Source organism: Aromatoleum tolulyticum (assembly GCF_900156155.1).
In the GTDB taxonomy this organism is placed as follows: Bacteria; Pseudomonadota; Gammaproteobacteria; order Burkholderiales; family Rhodocyclaceae; genus Aromatoleum; species Aromatoleum tolulyticum.
In genome coordinates this window covers 23,148-43,275 of the sequence record NZ_FTMD01000006.1, presented here as the reverse complement: position 1 = coordinate 43,275, position 20,128 = coordinate 23,148, and the positions used below count along the sequence as shown (strand labels likewise).

Sequence of the window (20,128 nt, the reverse complement as noted above, 5' to 3'; positions counted from 1 at the left end):
CGCACACTCAATCGCCGGACCGACCTGACGAGCGGCGGGGGATATACTTCCGCGTCCGTCCGAACTCGACCTTCGATGCTTGTCCGACTGCCTTATACCCTGCTCTGGCTGTGCGCCCTGCCCTTCGTGCTGCTTCGCCTCCTGTGGCGCGCGCGACGTCAGCCAGCCTACCTGAGGCATCTGGGCGAGCGCTTCGGGCGTTATGCGGGCCGGACGCCGCTGCCGGTGATCTGGGTGCATGCAGTTTCCGTAGGGGAGACGCGCGCGGCGGAACCGCTGGTTCGCGCGCTGCTCGCGCGCTGGCCTGATCACACGGTGCTGCTGACACACATGACGCCGACGGGGCGCGATACCTCCACGAGCCTATTCGGGGGGGAAGCGCGTGTGCTGCGTTGTTACCTGCCGTACGACCTGGGCTCGCTTTGCCGGCGCTTTCTCGCGCATTTCCGGCCGCGCGTCGGCATCGTGATGGAGACCGAGCTTTGGCCCACGTTACTGGCGAGCTGTCGCGCGGATGGAGTGCCGGTGCTGCTCGCCAACGCCCGACTTTCGGAGCGCTCAGCGCGCCGCTATGCGCGCTGGCCGGCACTGACGCGGATGACGCTGGGGGCGCTGGCTGCGATCGGTGCGCAAACGGAGGCGGACGCGCAGCGACTCGGCGAGTTGGGAGCGAGTGGCGTCACGGTGACGGGCAACATCAAGTTCGACATCTCGCCGCCGGATGCGCTGCTCGCGCTCGGGGCGAGTTTCCGCGAACGCTTCGGCGGGCGCCCGGTCCTTCTCGCGGCGAGCACGCGGGAGGGCGAGGAGGCGCCGATTCTCGAGGCGTTCCGGGCGCAGGCGCCGGACGATGCGCTGCTCGCAATCGTGCCGCGGCACCCGCAGCGTTTCGACGAGGTCTCGCGGCTTGTGGAGGCGAGCGGACTCAAGCTGCAGCGGCGTTCGGACGGGACCGCCGTTGCAGCGGACACGCGCGTCTGGCTGGGCGATTCGATGGGCGAGATGTTTGCGTATTACGCGGCTGCGGACGTCGCGCTGATCGGTGGCAGCTGGCTGCCTTTCGGGGGGCAGAACCTGATCGAGGCGTGCGCGGTGGGTACGCCGGTGGTGCTGGGTCCGCACACGTTCAATTTCACGCAGGTGGCGGATCTTGCGATTGCCGCGGGGGCGGCGCGGCGGGCTGCCGATGTCGACGAGGGGATGCGGATGGCGCTCGGGCTGCTGGCCGATGGGAAGGCGCGCGAGACAGTCGGCGCCGCAGGAAGGCAGTTTGCGGCCGCTCATCGCGGGGCGACGGCGCGGACGATGGAGATTGTGGAGAAACTGTTTCGCGGGTGAGGTACGGAGCGGAGGTACCGCTATGACAACTGGCGTGCTTTGCGGTGGCCACTCCCCAACTGGCCGCCCCACAGGGAATTCAGCGCCAATTACTCCGCGAGCAGCGCGTCGATGAGCTGGACGTCTTCTTCGCCCAAGGTGCCGGCGGCGGCTTTCAGGCGCAGTTGGGCGAGGATGGTGTCGTAGCGGGCGCGGGCGAGCTGGCGCTGGGTGTCGGCGAGCTGGGACTGGGCGTTGAGGACGTCGATGTTGATGCGCACGCCGACTTCGTAGCCGAGCCGATTGGCTTCGAGGGCAGAGGTGGATGAGACCTGGGCGGCTTCGAGGGCCTTGACCTGCGCCATGCCGCTGGTGACACCGAGGTAGGCTTGACGCGCCGCGAGCGCGGCGGTACGGCGGGCGTCGTCGAGGTCGGCATCGGCCTTGAGCTTGAGGGCCGCTGCTTCGCGTTCGCGCGAGGAGACCGCACCGCCGGCAAAGATCGGGACGTTGAGCTGCAGGCCGACGGTATTGGCGTCGGTGCGCGTCGAGCCGCCGGCGGCGCTGGAGCTGAAGCCTGCGCTGTTGTGGCTGCGGGCGGCGACGACGTCGAGGGTGGGGTAGTGGCCGGCGCGGTTGCGCTCGACTTCGCGCGCGGCGATTTCGCGCGCGAGTTGCTGCGCCTGCACCGCGTAGCTGCCCTGCTCTGCGGCCGTTGCCCATTCTGCGATGTTGTCGGGCTGCGGGCGGGTCAGGGAAAGGCCCGGACGCAAGCCGGCGAGCGGCGACGGGTCCTTGCCGACGATCTGGACCAGCGTCTGGCGGCGTACATCCAGGTCGTTTTGCGCGGCGATTTCCTGTGCCGAGGCAAGGTCGAAGCGCGACTGGGCTTCGTGAACGTCGGTGATCGTAACGGTGCCGACTTCGAAGCTGGCCTTGCCGAGTTCGAGCTGCTCGGAGGCGGCCTTTTTCAGCTGGGACTGCGCGGCGAGGGCGTCCTGGGCGTTGAGGACGTCGAAATAGGCTTGCGAGACGCGCAGGATCAGGTCGTGGCGCGCCTGTCCGAGCTGGACCTCGGCGAGCGCGGTCTGCAGTTCGCCCTGCTTGTACTGGATCCAGTTCTGCCAGCGGAACAGCGGCTGCGTGAGTTGCACGCCGTAGCCGTTGCTGTTGTATTCGCGCGTGCCGAAGGCACGCGTATGCGTGTCGACGTCATTCCAGGTGGTGTTCGCGTTGGCGCCGATGGTCGGCAGGAGCCCGGCCCGGCCCTGTACGACACGCTCCTGACCCGCTTCGTACTGGGCGCGGGCGGCGGCGAAGCGCGCGTCGTTGGCGAGCGCGTCGCGATAGACCTGCAGGAGGTCGGCCGACCAGACGCTGGTCGAAAAGAGGGTGGCGAGACTCAGGGCGATTGCGCGCTTCATCGACTTCTCCGGGGGCAATTCGCTGTGACGTCAGTACTGCGGCATGGTCGGGTCGACCTGGGCGGCCCAGGCGGCGACCCCGCCGGCAAGGTTGATGACCCTGGAGAAGCCCTGGCGCTCGAGGAACATGCACACCTGCGCGCTGCGGCCGCCGTGATGGCAGATGACGACGATCTCGTCGTCGGGATCGAGCTCGGCCTGGCGCGCCGGCACGGAGGCCATGGGCATCAACGTGGAGCCTTCGATGCGACAGATGCCGAACTCGACCGGCTCGCGCACGTCGAGCAGGAAGGGCTTGTCGCTCTGCGAGTCGGCAAGCCGTTCGGCGAGTTCGGTGGCGGTGATCTGTCGCATGCGGGGGCTCCTCAGAAGCGGAATTCGTCCTTGCGCTGTACGTTCTTCAGCATCGGGACGACGGTTTCGAGCACGTCTTCGGTCTGGTACTGGTCTTCCGAGACGCGCGTGATCAGGCGGGCTTCCATGACCGGCGCCGCGCCGACGAAGGCGAACATGCGGCCGCCGACCTTGAGCTGATCGAGCAGGCTTTGCGGCACGACCGGCAGACCGCCCGAGACGACGATGACGTCGTAGGGCGCACGGCTGCTCCAGCCGCGGGCGGCGTCGCCTTCCTCGACGATGACGTTCTCGACGCCCGCACGATTCAGGTTATCGGTCGCGAACTTGACGAGTTCGGGCTCGATCTCGACCGAGCGGACCCAGTCGGTGCGCGCGGCGAGCAGCGCGGCGAAGTAACCGGAGCCGGTGCCGATCTCGAGTACCGAATCCGAACGCTTGAGCGGCAGCGCCTGCAGGATGCGGCCCTCGATGACGGGCTTGAGCATGGTCTGGCCGCAGCCGATGGGGATTTCGACGTCCGCGAAGGCAAGCGTCTTGTGGGCGGGAGGAACGAATTCCTCGCGCTTGACCGTCATCAGGAGGTCGAGGACGTCCATATCCAGCACATCCCAAGGGCGGATCTGCTGCTCGACCATGTTGAAGCGGGCGCGTTCGAAGTTCATGGCATTGGCTTCCTGTGCAAATATTAGCACACGCTAATTTAGTGCGCGATAAGTAAACTTTTGCATTTTAGCGCACTTGCTGCACTGCAGGCGGCCCGTCTTCCCCGGTTTTCCGGGGTTCGCGGCGCACGCGGTACCACGCGGCATACAGCGCGGGCAGGAAGACCAGCGTGAGCACGGTGGCGACGGTGAGGCCGCCCATGATGGCGACGGCCATCGGCCCGAAGAAGGCGCTGCGCGAGAGCGGAATCATCGCGAGGATCGCCGCGGCGGCCGTGAGCATGATGGGGCGGAAGCGGCGCACGGTCGATTCGACGATGGCATCCCACGCGCTGCGGCCGTGCTCGCGGTCCTGGCGGATCTGGTCGACGAGGATCACCGAGTTGCGCATGATCATGCCGGAGAGCGCGATCGTGCCGAGCATGGCGACGAAGCCGAAGGGCTTGCCGAAGGCGAGGAGGAAGACGGTCACGCCGATCATGCCGAGGGGCGCGGTGAGGAGCACCATCGCGACGAGCGAGAAGCTCTGCAGCTGCAGCATGAGCACTGTGAGCACGACGATGAAGAACAGCGGCATACCAGCGGCGACGGACGTGCCGCCCTTGGCGCTCTCCTCGACGGCGCCGCCGACCTCGACCCGGTAGCCCAGCGGCAACCCGGCTTCGATCGACGCGATCTGCGGGGCAAGGTCGGCGACGACGACGGCCGGTTGCACGCCGCCGTACAGGGTCGCGCGCACCGTGACGGTGGGGATGCGGTTGCGACGCCAGACGACGCCCTGCTCGAAGCCGTATTCGGCCGTCGCGACCTGGGCGAGCGAGACGCTGCGGCCGCCGCCGACCGGGATCGCGAGGTCCGGCAACAGGCCCAGATGCACGCGCTCGGATTCGGCGCCGCGCAGCATCACGTCGATGATCTCGGTGCCTTCACGGAACTGGGTGACGGCGAAGCCCTGCACGGAGGTGTTGAGCAGCGTCGCGATGTCCTGTGTCGTGAGACCGAGGAGCCGCGCCTTGTCCTGGTCGACCTTGAGGCGCACGCGCTTGGACGGTTCCTCCCAGTCCAGGTGCACGTTGGAAAGCTGCGGGTGGGCGCGCAGCTTCGCGGCGACCTCGTGCGCGATGCGGCGCAATTCGTCCGGCGCCTGGCCGCTGACGCGATACTGCACCGGGAAGCCGACCGGCGGACCGTTCTCCAGCCGGTTGACGACGCCGATGAGTTCGGCCGGGGCCTCGTCGAAAAGCGCGATCAGCCGCGTGCGCAAGGCCTCGCGCGCCGCCGGGCCTTCGGTGAGGATCACGAACTGGGCGAAGCTCGTCTGCGGGAGCTGCTGATCGAGCGGCAGGTAGAAGCGCGGGCTGCCGCCGCCGACCCAGGCGACGTAGTTCTCGATGCCCTGCTGCTGATCCAGAAAGGTTTCCAGTCGCCGCACCGCGTGCTCGGCGGCCTGATGCGAGGCGCCCTCGGGCAGGCGCAGGTCGACGAGCAGTTCGGGTCGCGTCGAGTCGGGGAAGAACTGCTGCGGCACGAAGCGCGCGAACACGACGAGCGAGCCCGCAAAGGCGATCAGGGTCAGCGCGATGACGAGCCAGCGGCGCGCGACGCAGGCGTCGACGAGGGCGCGAAAGCGCGTGTAGAAGCGCGTGTGGTAGATCGCGTATTCGTCGTGCTGCTCGTGCGCGTGGGCGTCTCGCTCGGCAAGCCGCGCACCGAGCCGCGGTGACACGCGCCCGAGCAGCCGCGCGAGCGCCGAGGGCTTGCCGCGCAGGGCGCGGAAGTCCGGCAGCAGGTGGTAGCCGAGCCAGGGAACGAAGAGGACCGCCGCGATCCACGACACGAGGAGCGCCGCGACCGTCACCTGGAAGATGGAGCGCGTGTACTCGCCGGTGGCGGAGGCTGCGGTGGCGATCGGCAGGAAGCCGGCGGCGGTCACGAGCGTGCCGGTGAGCATCGGCATTGCGGTCGTGACGTAGGCGGCGCTCGCGGCCTTCGCGCGCTCCCAGCCCTGCTCCATCTTCGTCGCCATCATTTCGACGGCGATGATCGCGTCGTCGACGAGCAGGCCAAGCGCGAGGATCAGGGTCCCCAGCGAGATCTTGTGCAAGCCGATGTCGAACAGGTGCATGAACAGGAAGGTGATCGCGAGCACGACAGGGATGATCACGAGCACGACGACGCCGGTGCGCAAACCGAGCGAGAGCAGACTCACCGCCATGACGATGACGACCGCTTCGACAAGCACCTGGACGAATTCGCCGACGGAGCGGGACACCGCGCGCGGCTGGTCGGCGACGCGCTCGAGGCGCACGCCCACGGGCAGTTGCGCGTCGATGCGGGCGGTCGCCTCGTCGAGGTGGCGGCCGAGCGCGATGATGTCGCCGCCTGCGCGCATCGACACGCCGATGCCGAGCGCGTCCTCGCCCTTGAAGCGCATGCGTTCGCGCGGCGGGTCGGCGAAGCCGCGACGCACCTCGGCCACGTCGCCGAGACGGAAGCTGCGTCCCTGCGCACGGATGACGGTGTCGCGGATGGCGTCGAGGTCCTCGAACGCGCCGCTCGGGCGCAACCACACGCGTTCGTCGCGAGTATCGAAGAAGCCCGCGCCGGTGGTCGCGTTCTGGCCCGCGAGCGCGCCGGCGATGTCGCGCACCGACAGGCCGAAGGTCGCGAGCTTGGTGTTCGAGAGTTCGATATACACGCGCTCGGGCTGCTCGCCGAAAAGGCTGACCTTCGCGACGTCCGGCACGCGCAGGATTTCGCTGCGGATTGCCTCGGCATAGCGCTTGAGTTCGGCGTAGTCGAGGCCTTCTCCGACCAACGCGAAGATGTTGCCGTAGGTATCGCCGAATTCGTCATTGAAGGTCGGACCGACGATGCCCTGCGGCAGGGTATGGCGGATGTCGCCGACCTTCTTGCGCACCTGGTACCAGACTTCGGGCATCTCGCGTGCCGGCGTCGAGTCCTTGGCGACGAAGAACACCATCGACTCGCCCGGGCGCGAGAAGCTGCGCAGCACGTCGACCTGGGCGACCTCCTGCAGCTTCTTCTCGATCTTGTCGGTGACCTGGCGCGCGACCTCCCCGGCATCGGTGCCGGGCCACTCGGTGCGGATCACCATCACCTTGAACGTGAAGGGCGGGTCCTCCGACTGGCCGAGCCGGGAATAGGAATACAGGCCGATCACGGCGAGGACGGCCATGAAATAGAGCACCAGCGTCTGGTGCCGCAGCCCCCAGGCGGAGATGTTGAAACGCCCTTCGTCGAACTCGCGCGGGGTGGTCATTTGCGTGCATCCAGTGCGACCGGGGCGGCTTCATCGACCGCGCGCACGGTTTCGCCGGCGACGAGGCGATGCACGCCCGTCACCACGACGCGCGAGCCGGCCGGCAGCCCACCGGCGACCACGACGCCGTCCTCGCGGAATACCGCCGTATCCACCGCGAGGGGCGCGAGACGCGAGGCCTCGTCGACGACCCAGACGGTCGCGCGGCCATCGACGCGGGTCACTGCGGCGAGCGGCAGGAGCGTGTGCGCCGCGTCGCCGGATTCCGTAAACGCGACGCTCGCCGTGGCGCCGAGCGGCAACGCGTCATCGGCATCGGCAACGCTCACGCGCACGGCGTAGGAACGGGTCGCGGCGTCGGCCGCGGGAGCGATTTCGCGCACCGCAGCGATATAGGTGCGCGCCGGATGCGCCCACGCACGCACGGCAGCGGGCGAACCTGTCTTCAACTCGGCAATGCGGCTTTCCGGTACGTGGATCAGCACCTCGCGCTGGTCGGGGCGTGCCACGCGCAGCACCGGCTGACCGGCCGCGACAACCTGCCCGACGTCGGCGGGAGCGGCCGTGACCACGCCCTCGTCGGCAACGGTCAGGGCCGCGTAGCCGGCCTGGTTGCCGGCCGTGGCGAGTTGCGCGCGGGCCTGGCGCAGCCGCGCTTCGGCCGCCTGCTGGGCGGTACGCCGGCCGTCCAGCGCCGAGGCGCTGACGAAATTGCGCGCGTGCAGGTTCTGCACCCGCTCGAATTCCGCCCGCGCCAGCGCCACGTCGGCCTCCGCCGCCGACACCTGTGCCGCGGCCGCCTGTTCGGCGAGTTTCACGTCCTGCGGGTCGAGGCGCGCGAGCACCGCCCCCGGCCGCACGCGCGCGCCGACGTCCACGTTGCGCTCGACGAGCTTGCCGGCGATGCGGAAGCCGATGTCGGCCTCATGGCGCGCACGCACCTCGCCGATATATACGCGCAGCTGCGGCTCCCTGTCGCCGCTGCCGATGGTGCGCACGAGCACCGCCCGCGGCGGCTTCTCGACCGGAGCCGGGCCGGAACACCCGGCAAGCAGAGCGGCCAGGACGACACCTGTCAGTATTGTCTTCATCGCGCATCTCCGCTTGGCGCCGGGGCCAGCAAGCCATTCAGGACCAGATCGAAATAGGTGTGCAGGTACTGCGCCACGTCGGTTTCCTGGCCGCAGCAGGGGCCGAAGGAGTGCAGCCACATCGCCCGATAGACGAGCGGAGCGATCAGGACGCTGCAGATCGCTTCGGGATCGACTTCGCGAAAGACGCCGCGCTCGATGCCGCGCGCGACCGCCTTGCGCAGGAGCGCAGTGCCGCGCTGTATCACTTCCTGCTGGTAATAGACGGCAATGTCGGGGAAGTTGCGCGCTTCGGACATCATCAGCTTCGGGATGCCGCCCAGCTCCGTGCTGCCGATGCGCTCCCACCAGCCCAGCAGGATCGCGCGCAGCAGCGCCAGCGGATCGTCGTACTCGTCGAGAAGCGCTTCGCCCGCGTGCAGCGCCGGGACGATGCCTTCCTGGATGACGGCCTTGAACAGCGCGTCCTTGCTGTCGAAATAGAGATACAGCGTGCCCTTGGATACGCCGGCGCGCTCGGCGATGTCATCGAGCCGTGTCGCGGCGAAGCCCTTCTCGACGAAGAGCGACAGCGCGGCGGCGGTGAGTTCCTGGGGACGGGCTTCCTTGCGGCGTTGGCGGGCTGGCGAACGGGCGGGATCGGACATGCGAGCGAGAAACCGGTGTGCGGCACCGTTTTAATGACTGACCAGTTAGTAACTTATAACATCTCTCCGATAAGTACAAGGCGCGCGAGATCGCTGTTACGTGGCAATAATGTCTTGAACGCGACAATAGAGTCTTGAATGCAGCGCCAAGCCATTTCAATAAAGACTTGGACAGCTCCCCTGCGCTCCTGCGGTCGGCGCTTCGGGGATGTTGGGCAGATGCTTGCCGAGGCAGGCAGCAACGAGGGCGCGCGCCATACCAGTCACGGTTGCTCGGGATCGCAATTACCGGGCGTTCCAGTCACGTATCGGACGTCTTCGCCTAACTCCTCATTTTCGAGCCGGCTCGACGCGCTAAGCGCCGGGTGCTGAACTGCTGAGGCCATTCCATACACTACGAAACCAGCGTCGCATCGTCGGCCTGACCGGCAGAAGGCGGTTTACGCGGACGCAGACGTGAGCGCGACCGCGCACCGGTAAGCCGCCATTCGTCTTGCTACGCCACTTCTTGCGGACGATGTGCAGCTTTCTGAGCGCTCTAGACGTTGACGATCGACATGGCGAAGTCTCTGTCCGGCCAGGAGCTGACGGTCGTTGTTTCCGCAGACTAGCCATTCGAGAGGCCGCTTCCGTCAGAGACCTGCCCGCGCTGACCTGTCAACCTACACGCGCCACGCCTGCTTCCGCTTTTGCTGGCGAGCTTTCCTGACTTTGGTTTGTACCTATTCGGGGGCGCAGGTCCTCGACACGGAGCAAGACATTGAACTCCAACGAAGGATGAGGTAATTTGTGAGTAAATTAACTCATAGTTATCCGCGATGCTTCCTTACGAGCGTCCTCATGGCGCCACGCTCCGCCAACGACTGCGCGAGCCCGTCCACTTACTTAACATCGTCGTCGGTCCGCGACGAGTCGGCAAGTCGACGCTCGTCAATACCGTCCTGCAGGACTTCACTCCCCACGTCATCTATGTCTCGGCGGAGCCGACCGGTGTGGAAAGCAGGTCGTCCATAGGCTTTCCGCTTCTCGATGACACCTTCGCAACCGAACAGACCGTCGGCACCGGCAAGATTGACGGTCAGTGGCTGATCCAGCAGTGGAATGAAGCAAGGCGCCGTGCGGCAAAGGCCGACGGATCGTTCATTCTTGCCATTGACGAGATCCAGAAGATCCCGCGCTGGTCGGAAATCGTCAAGGGGCTCTGGGACCAGGATCGAACGGCCGGCGTGAACATGCATGTGATCCTCCTGGGGTCGTCCCCGTTGCTCGTGCAACATGGTCTCGGCGAGAGCCTCATGGGACGATTCGAGTTGCTTCGGATGGGCCACTGGTCCTATCCGGAAATGCATTCGGCGTTCGCCATGAGCCTCGACGAATACATCTACTTCGGCGGTTATCCCGGCCCCATGAACAGCGGGCTGTGGCGCGACGAGCGACGCTGGCGGGATTACGTCACCGGCAGCCTGATCGAGCCGAGCATCGAAAAAGACGTCTTCGAACTCAACCGAATCGACCGTCCGGCACTGCTCAAGCAGCTCTTCTGGCTGGGATGCGACTACTCGGCCCAGATTCTCGCGCTCGACAACATAGCGCAAAACCTCCGCGAACCGGGCGAAGGTGCGGAGCCACACGTCGGTACTGTCGCCAAGTATCTCGACCTCCTCGGCAAGGCCGGACTGCTTGCCGGGCTCCAGAAGTTCTCCGGCAGCATGCTCCGGCAGCGCACCTCCTCGCCGAAGCTGCTCGCACTGAACAGCGCGCTGATGGCAGTCGCGAGCGGGTACGACTTCGCGAGCGCCAAAGCAGACCGGTCGCGGTGGGGGCGCATGGTGGAAAGCGTCGTCGGGGCGCACCTCTACAACAGCGGCGGTCAGGATCTGCTGACCTACTGGCGTAAGGGCAAGCTCGAAGTCGATTTCGTTCTCTCCCGCGGACGCAGGACAGTCGCGATCGAAGTCAAGAGCGGTCAAGCCAGCCGGCCCATGCCAGGGCTGGCTGCCTTCTCCTCCAACTACCCCGACTGCCAGCGGCTGGTCGTCGGCGAGGGAGGTATTCCCCTGGTCGACTTCCTGTCACAGCCCGCCGAACACTGGCTGTCCGAGTTTCAATGACATCGCTGGGCCGCACCTGCACCGAGATTCTTCCCCAGGGTGAGCGACGGGCCGGGTTGGCGCTGGAGGACATCCGCGATCGCCCCGCCTACGTCCTGCTCGGAGAGCCGGGTGCAGGCAAGACCACGGCATTCGGGATGGAGGCCGCGGCTGCAGGCACCGAGCCGGTGTCCGCCCGTGACTTCATCGCATTGCCACCACGACCGGAATGGCTTGGGAAGCCGATTTTCATCGATGGGCTGGACGAGGTGCGAGCCGGGAGCATCGACAACGTGGCGCCGCTGGACGCGATACGCCACAAGCTCCTGCAAATCGGCCAGCCGGTCTTTCGGCTGTCATGCCGGGAGGCCGACTGGCTTGGAAGCGATCGCGAGCATCTGGATTCGATCACCCCGCAAGGGGTCGCGGTATTTCATCTCGACGACCTCACCGATGAGCAGGTCGGTGTCGTTCTCTCGCAGGACCACCGCATCCCGGATCCCGACGCCTTCATGGAATCAGCGCGCGCTCGAGGGCTGGAGGCCCTGCTGCGCAATCCGCAGAATCTGGGAATGCTGGCCGAGGCCGTTCACGACGGCTGGCCGGACAATCTGAAGGATGCATTCGAACTGGCCTGCCGGCGGCTCGCCCACGAACACAACCGTCAACGTCGAGACGTGACGCGAAATCGTCGTATCGCGGCTGACAAACTCCTCGATGCCGCCGGACAGCTCTATGCAATTCAACTGCTCGGCGGCCTCGCAGGCTTCGCGCTGGATGAGGATGCCGCCACTGCCGCTTATCCGGCGCTTCAGGATCTCGGACTCGATATCGGGGAGGCGCTCAGGCAAGCGCTGGAGAGCCGCTTGTTCGCCGGCCACGGCAACGTGGATCGACGCGAGCCTGCACACCGCCGCATCGCGGAATTCCTCGCGGCCCGTTATGTAACGCGGCAAATCGACCACGCGGGGCTTCCGCTCGGGAGGATTCGCGCGGTCATGGAGGCGGGCGACGGTGGCGTGGTATCCGATCTGCGCGGCCTTCACGCTTGGCTGGCCGTGCTCTTCCCGTCTGCCCGCAGGACCCTCGTGGAAGCGGATCCGCTGGGCGTCGTTCTGTACGGGGATGTGAGGGCCTTTACCGCGGACGACAAGCGCTGCGTCCTGAATGCCTTGAGCCGTGAAGCCCTACGCTATCCATGGTTCCGGTCTCAGGATTGGAATGCGCCGCCCTTCGGTGCGCTGGCCGACCGCGAATCGGTCGACCATTTCCGGGAGATCCTCGAGTCTCCCGATCGCAGCCAGGCGCACGAGTCGCTGGTAGATTGCGTGCTCGAAGCGATCCGCCACGGTGATCCTCTACCCGAGCTCTGTGAAGCCTTGCTGGCCATCGCGCGCGATCGCAGCCGCTGGCCGACAAACAGAAAGGCCGCCATCCAAGCGTACATCCACGCGACCGATGGAGGACGCAGTAGGCTACGCGCGCTGCTCGACGACATTTCGGGCGGTCGAGTGCCCGACGGAGACGACGAGCTGACAGGCATACTGCTCACCGAGCTCTACCCTGTCCAGCTGTCGCCAGCCGAGATCGTGGACTATCTCCACACGGCCAAAGATCCGCGGCTCATCGGCCATTACCTGATGTTCTGGGATCGCGAGTTCCTCGAGCGAACCCCGATCGACGAGATTCCCCAGGTGACGGACCGCTTCGCCGAGGCATGGACGAGACTGCGCCGGTCGCTCGACGATTTCCACCTCAAACGCCTCGCCGGAGGGCTTCTGGTAAAGGCTTTGCAGCTTGCGGGCGAGTTCGCTGCGCCGGAACGGGTCTGGCGCTGGCTCGGCATGGGGCTCGATGAGCACGCCTATTCCCGCCTAGATAAGAAGCACCAGCAGCAGATTACCGACTGGCTGTCGGAGCGTCAGCAGATACTTCGCGAGCTCCTAGAGTTCTCCTTCGCACAGTGCGCGCCGAAGAAGGACGTCCTGCATTGCCTGCTTGAGACGGAGCGCCGCATCTACGACGCGCGCGTCGCGCCCGACACCGCCGACTGGCTGTTCGAGCAGGCAGCCGGTTTCGATTCGGCGGAAGCACGAAACTTCCTGTTCAACCGAGGAGCCATGTCGCTCCTTCGGCGGCTCGACTACACGCCGGGCCTGCTCGATGCCCTCCTTTCCGTCTCTGCCAGGCATCCGAAATTGCAACCCAACGTGAAGGCCTGGCTGCGGTGCAATTGGGACGACTGGAGGCGTGAGGATGCGCAATGGAAGCGGAACCGGTCCTCGGAAGCGGAGCGCCGCGTCGCGGAGTGGCAGGCGTTCGTCCGCAAGCACCATGATGCGATAGAAGCGGGTTCGGCCCACCCGAAGATCATGCACGACCTTGCGATGGTCTATTTCGGCCGCTTCCAGGAGGCGGAAGGCGAGAACGCCGAGGCCCGCATGCATGCCTGGCTCGGCGGCGACGCCGGCATGGTCTTGACGGCGCTGACCGGACTGCGGCGGACATTGGCGCGTGAAGACCTTCCAACGGTTTCGGAAATCATCAAGCTCGCCCTCGACAACCGCCATCACTACATCGCGGAAGCGAGCCTGGCGGGTGCCGAGGAATGGTTCCAGGATAATCCGGTGCGCAAGCTCGAACTTGATGACGAGGTGCTGACCCGCCTCGTATGTTTCCGCCTCACGCACGACTATGGTGCCGCACCCGCTTGGTTCCAGAGCTTGGTTGCACAACGCCCCGGACTCGTGGCCGACGTCCTCGTTGCGTACGCATCGGCCATGCTGAAGGCCGGTAAGGAGCACGTCGCGGGCATCTTTCCGCTGGCCTACGACGACCATTACCGCGACGTCAGCCGGCTGGCCGCGCTGAAGCTGCTGGCGGCCTACCCGGCTCGCGCAAAACGGCAGCGGCTGGGCGATCTCGGCACGCTGCTCGTCGCTGCGCTCAGGCATTGCGATCGTCAGAAACTCGTGGAGTTGATTGCCGCCAAGCTGTCTCGCAAGAGCCTGGACGTGGCACAACGCAGCCAGTGGTTATGTGCCGGACTGTTGCTCGATCCCATCCAATACGAGGGCCCCCTTTCCAGTTACGTCGATGGCAATCAGGCCCGGTCGATGCTGATCGCCCGCTTCTTTTCAGAGCGACCGGCGCAAGCCACCGGGCTACCGGAACTCTCGGAATCGACCCTCGTCATGTTGATCCGGAGCATCGGACCATATACGACTCCGGTGCGCCCGACCGGCGCTTATACGGTGACTGCCGAGATGAACGCCGCTGATCTCGTGCGGGGATTGATCGCGCGACTCAGCAACCGAGCCACCGACTCCGCATCGAAGGCCTTTACGGAGCTGCTGAACGATGAATCCCTGCATGCCTGGCGAGACCGGTTGCGCGAGCACCAGGAGTCGCAGCGAGTCGTGCTTCGCGAAGCGCGTTTCCGGTACCCGTCGGCGTCCGCGATTGCCAGACTGCTGGAAAACGGCCCGCCGGCCCACCCTGCAGACCTCAAGGCCTTGCTTGCACAGCACCTCCGCGACCTCGATCGCAGCGATCGGGACGGCAATACAACTGGGTACAGGCGTTACTGGAATATCGACGAGTACGGCAGGCCCACCAGTGCCAGGACGGAGAACGATTGCCGCGATCGGCTGCTTGAGCTCTTGAGGGAGAGGGTTCGAGGCATTGGTGTCGAGTTGATGCCGGAAGGTGAGTACCGGGAGAACAGGCGAGCCGACATTCGTGCATCGTTCGGTGGAACTGGCGGATTCAACGTTCCAATCGAGATCAAGCGCGACAGCCACAAGGATCTTTGGCTGGCATGGCGAACCCAGTTGCTGGACCACTACGTGCGGGACCCGGGTGCCGACGGCCACGGAATCTATCTGATCTTCTGGTTCGGAGGCCGGGGCATGCCGGTTGCCGCGGACGGCGGCAGTCCTCCCAGATGCGCCGGGGAGCTCGAATCCAGACTGTCCGCGCTGCTCAGCGAGAGCGAGAAGCCATATATCGACGTTATCGTCCTCGACTGCGAACCCCCATCTACGTCCCGCGGATCAGAAAAATAGATTGCCCGGCCCCTCACTCCAACGCACGTTCGGAAATTGCGGCGACTGCTCCACCCGGAAACCTGCCGTTGAACGTCTGACGCGTCGAGCGGCAGCAACGGGTCGGGCACGGACGAAACCGCGAAGAGGCTGGACGACGGCTTTCTGACTGCTTGGGACCTTACTGGTGAAAGTTCGTCACTTCGCGGCCTCGCGGGCTGCTTGCGTGTGGGACCGGCCATTCAGTTGCCACGCCCGGCGGACGGCAGCCGACCCACAGCCGTCTTTGAACCACAGGCAGGCTCAACGGCAGGTTGCCGGGACTACCGGACCTTGAGCCTCCCCTCGAACAGCGGACAGTCGCCACACGCCTGGCCAGCGTCGACCTCGGCCGTACGTACTCGACCGAATTGACGATGCGAGAACGCACCTTTCACGTCCTGCGCCGTTGCTATTGGCGTTCTGGGTCACGCGCCGTGGTGGGAGATTGTCCGACGTGCTCTCGTCGGTGGGTCGGTTGGCCACAGTCCCGTGACCCTATGAAGGAAGAGCAGACCTGAAGCACGCTGGAGCACCGAGTAGTACGGCCTTTCGGTTCACTCGAGCAGTGCGTGGGTCCGCGCGTAGCGAAACATCTCCAGCGCATTGCTCAGCCCGGTCTTCTGCCGGATGGCTGTCTGGTAGTTGGCGACGGTCTTGGCGCTGACGCAAAGCCGCGCGGCAATCTCGTCGACCGCGAGTCCCTGCGCGAGCATCGTGAAGACTTGGAATTCCCGCGGCGACAGCACCTGATGGGGCGCCTGGCTGTCGTTCCCGGCTTCGCCCAGGGCGCGCGCTGCTTCGGCCGACAACGGGTGCCCGCCCGCACCAAGGTCGAGCACTGCTGCGATCAGCGCTTCCGGGGCGCTGCTCTTGGTCAGATAGCCGTCGGCACCCGCCTGCATGGCTTGACTGACCATCGCCGGCGCGCCATGCATGCTGAAGACGAGAACCTTCAATGTCGGCACTCGGGCTTTGAGCCGCCGCAGTGTTTCGAGACCGCCGCGCCCGGGCATGGAAAGATCGAGAATGAGAATGTCGGCATGATTGGCGCTCAGCCAGGTGTATGCCGTTTCGCAGTCGGCGAATTCGGCTACCACGCTGACATTTGGCTCCAGTTCCAACAGCCGTCGATATCCGGTGCGCACCACGGCGTGATCGTCGGCAATTGCCACGTGCAAGCTGGTCATTCGACTGTCCTCGCGTACGTCATTGCCGATGCGCGGTCGGCTGGCTCGCGCGCCGCTTCCGGCCAGGGAAAGCGTGCCTGAAGGCATAGCCCCCGCGGCCCGCCCGCCGGGCCTCGATCGAGCATTTCCAGTTCGCCTCCGTGGGCCCAGACCCGCTCACGGATGCCGGCCAGGCCATTGCCCTGCTGTAGCGCCTCGGTGTAGGAGGCGATGCCGATGCCGTCGTCGCACACCGACCACTGCACACCCTCCCCGAAGCGGGCGGCGAGGGCCACTGCCACCGTTTTCGCGCCGGCGTGGCGGGCGACGTTGGTGAGCGCCTCCTGGGTCATGCGGTACAGGTTCAACGCCAGACCTTGGGGGATATCGCTGCCGTCAAGGTCCACGGCCAGCTGGTAGTGGATGGTTTGTCCCGGGCGCTGGCGCCAGCTCTGGACCAGGGTTTCGATCAGGTCGCAGATTGGAATCGATGCGCGGCTCCCTTCGTCGCACGGGTTGCCGAGCCAGCCAAGCAGATTGCGTATGTCCTGCTGGACGCGGGCGCATTGCTGCTCCAACTCTGCCGCCACGGTGTGCAGCTCCGGCTGCTGCTCGGTCCGCCGCAGCAGATAGGTCGCATCCGCGCGCATCGCGGTGAGCGATTGGCCGAATTCGTCGTGCAACTCGCGGGCGATGTGGGCGCGCTCGTCTTCCTGCAGGGTCAGCACCTTGAGGCTGAGCAGGCGTCGCTCCTCCTGCGTCTGCCCCAGCGCCGCCGCCAAGTGGTTGAGGGCACGCGCGATCACATCGAGTTCGCGGATGCGCAGGGCGGGCAAGCGTGCCCCATAGTCCTGGCGCTCGAAGGCGGCAATGGTGTCGAGGATCTGGCGCAATGGCGCAAAGGCGTGCCGCACCGCCCAGTACAGGGCAGCCAGCAGGCTGAGGCTATAGAGCAGCAGGACCCCGGTGACGCCGAGGATTTCGTCGAACGCCTCTCGTTGCTCGCTGAACGGATGCGTGGTCAGGGTGATGCGAAACGTGCGGCCATCGGCACGCTCCAGCAGCCAGGCCGATTCCTCCGCCGCGTGCGGGCGCGCAAAGAGGCCCAGCAGCCACAGGAAGGGTCGCATTGCCGGCGGGGACAGTTCCTCTGCCACGGATTGCGCCAGCACTTCACCGCTTCTCCCATCCTCGAGCCGGAACTGGAGGTGACGCAAGCGGCCCAAGCGGCCCGCTTCGCGCAAAGCCTCGATCCGCTCCCCGAGCGCATTGTCCGGCGCGTTCTGCAAAGCGGCGAGCTGGCTGCTCAAGAGCGCGAGCTGCCCGGCGCCCTGGCCTTCGCGGCGGACATCGGATTGAGCCCGCCACGCCGCGAGGAGCAGGACGCAGAGCAGACAGGCGAGCGAAATCGCCGCCGCGCGGCGCAACAGTACGTAGGTCAGTTCCATGTGGGCAGTATCACATCAGCCGGGCGGTTCGCGCACCGGATAAAAGTCGGGAATTTTTCCTATGGAAGACGACGCGGGGCGTACGTACTCTGCTCCGTGCAATGTATCCGGCGGGATTTCGGCACAGGCCAATTGCAAGCGAATCGAAGGCCGCGAGAACGACCACCTGACCCATACCAGAGCACCACAAGGAGCATCATGCAGCACGATAGCCGGGCACCAATCCGCAAAGCGCTGGCCCTCTTCATCGCCTCTGTGGGGCCCGCCGCGACGGCTGTCGCCGCCGAGACCGTCGAACTCGCGCCGGTGGAGGTCGTCGGGACCACGCCGCTGCCCGGTATCGGCCTACCCAAGGACCAGGTCCCCGCCAACGTCCAGACCCTAAGCAGCCAGCGTCTGCGCGAGGCGGGCGGCCAATCGCTCGCCGAAGACCTGCAGCGCAGCCTGCCCAGCGTCAATGTCAACGAGATCCAGGGCAACCCCTACCAGGCCGACGTGAATTACCGCGGCTTCTCCGCCTCGCCCCTGCTCGGCACGCCGCAGGGCCTCTCCGTGTTCCTCGACGGCGTGCGCGTGAATGAGCCCTTCGGCGACGTCGTGAACTGGGACCTGATCCCCCAGGCGGCGATCGCCACGCTGGCCTTGGTGCCGGGCTCCAATCCGCTCTACGGTCTGAACACCCTGGGCGGCGCGCTGGCGATCCAGACCAAGCGCGGCGACACCCACCCGGGCGGGGAGATCGAGCTGTACGGCGGCTCCTTTGGTCGCCGCGGCGGCTCCGTCGAACACGGCGGCAAGCGCGACGAACTCTCCTGGTTTGTCGCTGCCGAGGGGATGAAGGAGGACGGCTGGCGCGACCGTTCTCCCTCGGAGGTCGGCCAGCTGTTCGGCAAGCTCGCCTGGAGCACTGCGACGACCGATCTCGCCCTCACGCTGGCCCACGCCAACACCGATCTCATCGGCAACGGCCTGGTGCCCGAAAGCATGGAACGCCAACGGCGCGAAGCGATCTTCACCCATCCCGACCAGACGAAGAACCGCAGCACCCTGCTGGCGCTCTCCGGCAGTCAGTGGCTGAGCGACAACGACCAGATCTCCGGCACCGTCTATGTCCGGCGCACCCGCACGCGCACGCTCAACGGCGACGGCAACGACGAGTACGAGGACGAGTTCGAGGAATGGGCCGATGCCGGCTTTCCCGCCGGGGAGGGGCCGGAAAACGGTGTGCTCAACCGCACCCGTACCGACCAGAACGCCGCGGGCCTGGCCCTGCAGTGGAGCCGTATCGCCGGTGCCCACCAGTTTGCCGTCGGGGTGTCCCACGACCGCAGCCGTGCCAGCTTCCGTCAGAGCGAGCAGGGTGGCGAACTCACCGGCAATCGTGGCATCGAGGCCGACGAAGACGAGGAGCAGGTGAACAGCCTGCTCGGCCGTACCCGAACCACCAGCGTCTATGCCACCGACACCGTCGCGCTGGCCTCCACCGTGCATCTGACCGGCTCGCTGCGCTTCAATCGCACCCGGGTGATAAACCGCGACCGCATGGGTGACGCCCTCAACGGCGACTTCACCTACCGCAAGCTCAACCCCGCGCTGGGCCTCACTTGGCAAGCCGCACCCTCCCTTACCGTGTACGGCGGCTTCTCCCAGGGCAGCCGCGCGCCGACGCCGATCGAGCTGGGGTGCGCCGATCCCGAGAATGCCTGCAGCCTGCCCAATGCGATGGCCGCCGACCCCTTCCTCGACCAGGTCGTCACGCGGACTTTCGAGCTGGGTGTGCGCGGCAGAATCGCCGGCAACATGCTGTGGAATGCAACCGCCTTCCGCAGCACCAACCGCGACGACATCCTCTTCGTCGGCACCGGTGGCAGCCTCGGCTTCTTCACGAACTTCGGCCGCACCCGCCGCGAAGGCGTCGAACTGGGCCTTTCCGGGGAGACCGGTGTCCTCGACTGGCGCGTGAACTACAGCTACCTCAACGCGACGTTCCAGTCCTCCGCCTGCATGCTCGCCGAGAACAACAGCACCGAAGGCGAAGGCGGCTGTCCCGACGACGAGATCCGCGTCGAGCGCGGCGATCGCCTGCCCGGGCTGCCGACGCACAGCCTGAAGCTGGGCCTCGGCTGGCGTGCCGCGGACGCGCTACGCATCGGCGCCGACCTGCTCGCGTACTCTAGCCAGTATGTGCGGGGCAACGAGAACAACCGCCACGAGCCGGACGAAGATTTGGGCGGCCGCGGCAAGCTCGGCGGTTACGCGATCGTCAACCTGAACGCGGACTACAAGCTCGCGCGCGACTGGACGCTGTTCGCGCGCGTCGACAATGTCTTCGACCGCCGCTATGCGACGGCCGGCGCGCTGGCCGAAAACCCATTCGTCGGTACTGGCAACACCTTTGAAGCGGATCCAGAAGGATGGCGCCGCGAGCAGTTCATCGCCCCCGGCACGCCGCGCAGTGCGTGGATCGGCTTACGCTACGCGTGGAAGGGGCTTTGATCACGCCTGTCCCCCTCGCCCTGACCGCCCCGACAAATGAGCGATCTTTCGGTGCTGCC

General features: G+C 66.2%; 12 protein-coding genes. 4 read left to right on the top strand and 8 right to left on the bottom strand.

Annotated elements, in window-relative coordinates; all coding sequences use genetic code 11:
• Positions 1 to 75 precede the first annotated feature (75 nt).
• Positions 76 to 1,338 (top strand): lipid IV(A) 3-deoxy-D-manno-octulosonic acid transferase, encoded by a 1,263-nt coding sequence (waaA, locus tag BW991_RS10365; RefSeq protein WP_076602044.1) that lies wholly within the window; start codon positions 76 to 78, stop codon positions 1,336 to 1,338.
• An 89-nt stretch (positions 1,339 to 1,427) separates the two neighbouring features.
• Here waaA and BW991_RS10360 read toward each other — a convergent pair whose 3' ends face one another.
• The 6 genes from BW991_RS10360 to BW991_RS10335 all read right to left on the bottom strand — a co-directional run bounded on the left by BW991_RS10360 (position 1,428) and on the right by BW991_RS10335 (position 8,781).
• Positions 1,428 to 2,741, bottom strand: a complete 1,314-nt coding sequence (locus BW991_RS10360; protein ID WP_076602043.1) for a TolC family outer membrane protein — start codon at positions 2,739 to 2,741, stop codon at positions 1,428 to 1,430.
• A gap of 30 nt (positions 2,742 to 2,771) precedes the next feature.
• A complete protein-coding gene (locus BW991_RS10355) occupies positions 2,772 to 3,095 on the bottom strand; it encodes a rhodanese-like domain-containing protein (RefSeq protein WP_076602042.1) in 324 nt (107 codons plus the stop codon).
• A gap of 11 nt (positions 3,096 to 3,106) precedes the next feature.
• A complete protein-coding gene (locus BW991_RS10350) occupies positions 3,107 to 3,760 on the bottom strand; it encodes a protein-L-isoaspartate O-methyltransferase family protein (RefSeq protein ID WP_076602041.1) in 654 nt (217 codons plus the stop codon).
• 67 nt (positions 3,761 to 3,827) lie between these two features.
• Entirely contained in the window at positions 3,828 to 7,043 is a 3,216-nt protein-coding gene (locus BW991_RS10345; protein WP_076602040.1) for an efflux RND transporter permease subunit, read from the bottom strand.
• Complete coding sequence (locus BW991_RS10340) at positions 7,040 to 8,134, bottom strand: efflux RND transporter periplasmic adaptor subunit (protein ID WP_076602039.1); 1,095 nt, start codon at positions 8,132 to 8,134, stop codon at positions 7,040 to 7,042. Before BW991_RS10340 ends, BW991_RS10345 begins: the two co-directional genes overlap by 4 nt.
• Entirely contained in the window at positions 8,131 to 8,781 is a 651-nt protein-coding gene (locus tag BW991_RS10335; protein WP_076602038.1) for a TetR/AcrR family transcriptional regulator, read from the bottom strand. Before BW991_RS10335 ends, BW991_RS10340 begins: the two co-directional genes overlap by 4 nt.
• A gap of 818 nt (positions 8,782 to 9,599) precedes the next feature.
• Between BW991_RS10335 and BW991_RS10330 the strand changes: the two genes are divergently transcribed.
• Both BW991_RS10330 and BW991_RS10325 read left to right on the top strand, forming a co-directional pair.
• A complete protein-coding gene (locus tag BW991_RS10330; protein WP_076602037.1) occupies positions 9,600 to 10,892 on the top strand; it encodes an ATP-binding protein in 1,293 nt (430 codons plus the stop codon).
• The gene (locus BW991_RS10325) at positions 10,889 to 14,938 is read left to right on the top strand and encodes an NACHT domain-containing protein (protein ID WP_076602036.1); all 4,050 of its coding nucleotides are present in this window, start codon (positions 10,889 to 10,891) and stop codon (positions 14,936 to 14,938) included. Before BW991_RS10330 ends, BW991_RS10325 begins: the two co-directional genes overlap by 4 nt.
• Positions 14,939 to 15,513: 575 nt before the next feature.
• Here the strand turns inward: BW991_RS10325 and BW991_RS10320 are convergent.
• Together BW991_RS10320 and BW991_RS10315 are read right to left on the bottom strand one after the other, a co-directional pair.
• Positions 15,514 to 16,146: a response regulator gene (locus BW991_RS10320; RefSeq protein ID WP_076602035.1), complete on the bottom strand. Its 633-nt coding sequence runs from the start codon at positions 16,144 to 16,146 to the stop codon at positions 15,514 to 15,516.
• Positions 16,143 to 17,573, bottom strand: a complete 1,431-nt coding sequence (locus BW991_RS10315; RefSeq protein WP_076602034.1) for a HAMP domain-containing sensor histidine kinase — start codon at positions 17,571 to 17,573, stop codon at positions 16,143 to 16,145. The genes BW991_RS10320 and BW991_RS10315 overlap by 4 nt, the downstream gene beginning before the upstream one ends.
• A gap of 198 nt (positions 17,574 to 17,771) precedes the next feature.
• On the opposite strand from BW991_RS10315, the gene BW991_RS10310 reads away from it, so the two are divergent.
• Positions 17,772 to 20,069 carry a TonB-dependent receptor gene (locus BW991_RS10310; protein WP_076602033.1) on the top strand — a complete coding sequence of 766 codons (2,298 nt, stop codon included), beginning with the start codon at positions 17,772 to 17,774 and terminating at the stop codon, positions 20,067 to 20,069.
• The last annotated feature ends 59 nt before the right edge of the window (positions 20,070 to 20,128 follow it).